Consider the following 3174-nt stretch of genomic DNA (forward strand, 5'->3'; position numbering starts at 1 on the left):
CTGCCCCAAGCTTGCGCGTGGACGCGGTCAAGGCGCTACAGCAACGCTGGCAAGTTGAAGCCCAATCGGTGCCGCTGGACCGTAAGACCGAACAAAAATTGTGGGAAGTCTTCCGCGCCCCGCTGGACGAAGCCTTTCAGCGCAAAGGCACCGACCGCCCACAAGCGGCAGGGCCGCTGAGCGACCACGACCGTGCCGTGATTGACGCTTCCAAAGCACTCGAGGCCGCCAATGCCAGCGGCGATGGCATCAAAATCCGTGCTGCGATGGCTGCGCTGGACGCCGCCTTGCGTGGCCAAGCGCTGCAGGCCAAGGCAACTCAGATCGACCAAGCCGCCCCTGTTCAAGCGGGTACCGAATCGGTGCCGGTGGCTGCGCAGCCGTCTGCCCCAACGTGCGAGCAGGCCATTGATGCAGCGGCACCTGCCGAACCGGCAAGCGAAGCCGCCACGGATTCGCAGCCCGATGCTCAGACGGGCGAAACGGTCGCTGCCAGCGATGCTCCGGACCTAGGCAACACACACGCCGAAACACAAGCAGAGCCACCCGCCGAACCTGTGGCCCCGGCGGTGATGCCCAAGCCAGCCAAACCTGTGGTGGCGGTGCGTGGCGATGACCGGCCTGGTCAAAAGCGCAGCGAAGCCCCGGCAGGCCGCGACGGCCGACGCGATGGTCGCCCGGGCGAGCGCGGTGCGCGGCCCGGTGGCGAGCGTGCTCCGAACCGTTTCGGTGACCGAGGTGACCGAGGTGCGCGTGGTGATTTCCGTGAGGAACGCGGCCCTCGATTGGGCGACGCGGCATTCCGCGCCCAGCGCGAAGCCATGGAGCGCGCCGAAATGTCGCTGCGCAAACTCGCTGCGCAAGCCCACGGTGAGACCCTGACCCGTTTGATGACCGCTTGGCAAGCGCGCCAAGCTGAGGACCTGCCCACAACGCAAGAGCTGGGCAAAGCCATCAACGCATCGACCCGCCAGGCTTGGCTGCAAGCCGTCAGCGCAGCGCCCCAGGCGGCTGCGTCCAGCGCCTTGCTTCGACTGGAGATGGCCGCCGAGGTGCCCACACCAGCAGATAAGCTCAACGAGCGCCGCGCTTTGCAACTTCAATTGCTGACCCAACGCAACCAGCCCGGCCCCAGCGAGACATGGACACAAGATGTGGCCCAAGTTTTGTCCAGCCCGCACGAAGAAGCCACAGCCCGCCGCCTGCAAAACGTGCTCAAGAACCTGCTGCGCAGCTGATCACCGACCGCGCCAGACCCGAGTGGTCTGGCTGGTTGGGTGTCTTTTCTTGATCAAGGCGCAAGCGTCCCGGATGCCATGGCCAAAGCCCTTTTGGCTTTGAACATGGCGTGCCATCTTGGCTAAATCTGCCCAAAATTTTGCTGCGGATTGTCGATCCGCAGTACTGCGCCTGGCCGCGACAGTCGCAGAACCTGCGCACGGTGCGGCGCATGGTCGAGTGACCAATCGCTCAGCACATGCCTTTGTCCAGACCCGAGCGGGTGGTCTGCAGGTTGGTGGGTGTGGCCGTGCACCAAGCGATCGGCCCCTGAAATGTTCATCCAGACCAGCGAGAGGGCAGCGTCGGCGTCGGCATAAACCGTGTTCTTGCGTTGCTGTGATTCGCTCTGTGCCCGCATGGTGCGCGCCAAGCTCAGTCGTTCGTTCAGGGGGTTGGTTAAAAAATCAGCCTGCCATTGGGCGCTGCGCACTTGTGCTCGAAAGACTTGGTAGTCGGTGTCGGCCAGGCACAGGGCATCACCGTGGCTGAGCAAAATCCGTTGCGTGCCCAACTCGAGCAAGGTGGGATCGGCCAGGGCCTGAACACCACAATCGGATAAGAAGCCAGTGCCGACGAGAAAATCCCGGTTGCCGGGCATGAAGGCAACATGCAATCGCCGGGCGGTTTGACGCAAAACTTCGGCGCATTTTTGCAAAAATTGATCCGATGCCACGGCATCGTCGCCGACCCAGACTTCAAACAGGTCTCCCAAGATCAACACGGCGTCGGCCTTGGTGTTGGCCATGTAATCTCGCCACGCTTCAAATGTGGCGGCTTCGCCGGCCTGCAAGTGCAGGTCCGAGATCAAGTCCACGGTTTGCCATGCCACTGGCGCTGCCAACACGCCAAACATCGGCGCGGGGGGCAGCACATCAGCGGACATGGCTTAGCCGATCACAGGGCAACGGCTTTTTCGATCACGACGTCCTCTTTGGGCACGTCACCGTGGCCACCGCGGTTGCCGGTTTTCACGCCCTTGATCTGGTCGACCACTTCGGTGCCCTTGACCACTTTGCCAAACACGGCATAGCCCCAGCCTTGCATGGAGGGTGCGGTGTGGTTCAAGAAGTCGTTTTTGGCGACGTTGATGAAGAACTGCGAAGAAGCGGAGTGGGGGGCCGAGGTGCGGGCCATGGCCACGGTGTACTCGTCGTTTTTCAGGCCGTTGTTGGCTTCGTTTTCGATGGTGGCATCGGTGGGCTTTTGGCTCATTCCGGGCTCAAAGCCACCGCCTTGGACCATGAAGCCTGGGATCACGCGGTGAAAAATCGTGTTGTCGTAATGGCCCTTGTTCACATAGGCCAGAAAATTTTCGGTCGACTTGGGGGCTTTTTCAGCGTCCAGTTCGAGGGTGATGACACCGTAACCGGTGATGTGCAGTTCGACTTGTGGGTTGCTCATGGTGTTACTTCAACAAAGTGATGGATTGGATAACAACCGGCGTGCGGGGCACATCGGTCGGGAAGGGGCCGCCTGCGCCCGTGGGCGTGTTGCGGATTTTTTGGACCACGTCCATGCCGGACGTGACTTTGCCAAAAACGGTGTAGCCGAACAGCTGCGGTGCGTTCAGCAGTTGGGCGCGGGCCACGTTTTCGTAAACACGGCCTTGGTATTGAAATTTGGCCACCGGGTCGCCATCGGGGATGGGCGTGGGGTCCAAAAAGGCGTTGTCCACCACGTTGATGAAAAACTGCGATGTCGCCGATTGCGGGTCGTTGGTGCGGGCCATGGCCAGCGTGCCGGTGGCGTTTTTCAGGCCAGCAGCCAGCGATTGGCGGCCTTCGTGCGGCACGGGCGCGCGGGTTTTTTTCTCTTTGTATTGGGCGTCGAAGCCACCGCCTTGCACCATGAAGCCGGGAATCACACGGTGAAAAATGGTGCCGTCATAGTGTT

Annotated in this window: 3 protein-coding genes and 1 pseudogene; 1 reads left to right on the top strand and 3 read right to left on the bottom strand. The window is 61.6% G+C overall.

Annotated elements, in window-relative coordinates; all coding sequences use genetic code 11:
• Positions 1–1238 (top strand): annotated as a pseudogene (locus Q0341_RS09885) (DUF349 domain-containing protein); the annotation flags it as partial.
• Between the two features lie 122 nt (positions 1239–1360).
• Here Q0341_RS09885 and Q0341_RS09890 read toward each other — a convergent pair.
• From Q0341_RS09890 to Q0341_RS09900, 3 genes are all read right to left on the bottom strand, one after another.
• Positions 1361–2164 carry a UDP-2,3-diacylglucosamine diphosphatase gene (locus tag Q0341_RS09890; RefSeq protein WP_299512692.1) on the bottom strand — a complete coding sequence of 268 codons (804 nt, stop codon included), beginning with the start codon at positions 2162–2164 and terminating at the stop codon, positions 1361–1363.
• Positions 2165–2175: 11 nt separating this feature from the next.
• On the bottom strand, positions 2176–2682 hold the full coding sequence (locus tag Q0341_RS09895; protein ID WP_299512695.1) for a peptidylprolyl isomerase: 507 nt from the start codon (positions 2680–2682) through the stop codon (positions 2176–2178).
• A 4-nt stretch (positions 2683–2686) separates the two neighbouring features.
• Positions 2687–3174, bottom strand: a 488-nt coding sequence (locus Q0341_RS09900) for a peptidylprolyl isomerase (RefSeq protein WP_299512698.1), incomplete at its 5' end; no start/stop codon positions are given.

Origin of the sequence: uncultured Limnohabitans sp. (assembly GCF_937889215.1) — a bacterium.
Lineage (GTDB): Bacteria > Pseudomonadota > Gammaproteobacteria > Burkholderiales > Burkholderiaceae_C > Limnohabitans_A.